Genomic DNA, 1,003 nt, shown 5'->3' on the forward strand with positions numbered 1-1,003 from the left:
GTCGGCCTTGCAAAATTCAATTTGAGCCCTTGAGTGCATGATCGTGGCTGCGTTCAAGGCTTGCTCGGACCCACATGCCCCACATGGCCAGCCACAAGGCGGGCGCAAAAAGGCCCTTCAGGCCCTTGCGGGCGATGGCCCTGAGCAGCCAGCGCAGGTTGTAGCCCGCCGCGCACAGCACCGCGTGCAGGGCATCACCCTCTGAGCCCTTGAGCCAGCAGCGCTGCATGCCGTGGTCCTGTTTGACGTGGCCGATCACTGGTTCGACCGCCTGGCGCCGCTTGAGCCATCGTCGTTGTTTATCGCTCAGCCGCTTGGACTTGCCCCGGTGGATCAACCCGATGGGTGCGATGTCCTCATCCGCACCTCTGAAGCCCAGGTCCACGATGGCCGTGGTGGGCCTGACCTCCAGGTCTTGCAACAGCGTGGTGGTCTGCTCCAGTTGTGCGGCCAGGGTGTGGCCGTCATACGGGTTGCCCGGGAAGGTGCGAGCGCCCACGATCAGACCCTGGCCATGCGTGATGGCCAGGCTGGTCTTGACGCCGAACTCATAGGGCTTGCGGGCCTTGCCCTTGCCGATGCACTCTACCTCGGGGGCGTGCAGTGCGTAGAGCTTGCCGCGCCCGCTGGGGTTGGCTTTGCTGGCCGTCTGCGCATGGATGCGCGCCACGCGATCAAGCAGCTCCTGCAACCGAGCCTGGGCTGTCTCGCTCAAGTCCACCATCTTGCGCTGCACGTCGCGCATGAGAGAGCCCAGGATCGTGCGCTGGCGGCGCAGCACCTTCTTCAGGCGCTTGAACTGTCTGGCATGGGCGTAGCCCCCGGCTTTGCGCCGCAGCGTCTGGCCCTCTCGCTCAAAGGTCTGCTTGGGCGCCAGCCCCAGCTTCTTGGCCAGCTCGGCCAGTTGCCCGCGAGCGACCTCCAGCAAGCGGCTGTCGGTGGGGTGGGCAATGGCCTTCTCCTGCACCGTGGTGTCGACGATGACGCGCTCGAACTCGCTCTT

General features: G+C 65.3%; 1 protein-coding gene. It reads right to left on the reverse strand.

Features of this window, described 5'->3' with window-relative positions:
• Positions 1-16 precede the first annotated feature (16 nt).
• Positions 17-1,003, reverse strand: a 987-nt coding sequence (locus tag ABG80_RS20100; protein ID WP_235513974.1) for an IS5 family transposase, incomplete at its 5' end; no start/stop codon positions are given.

This window comes from Aquabacterium parvum (assembly GCF_001447195.1).
Taxonomy (GTDB): Bacteria; Pseudomonadota; Gammaproteobacteria; order Burkholderiales; family Burkholderiaceae_C; genus Aquabacterium; species Aquabacterium parvum.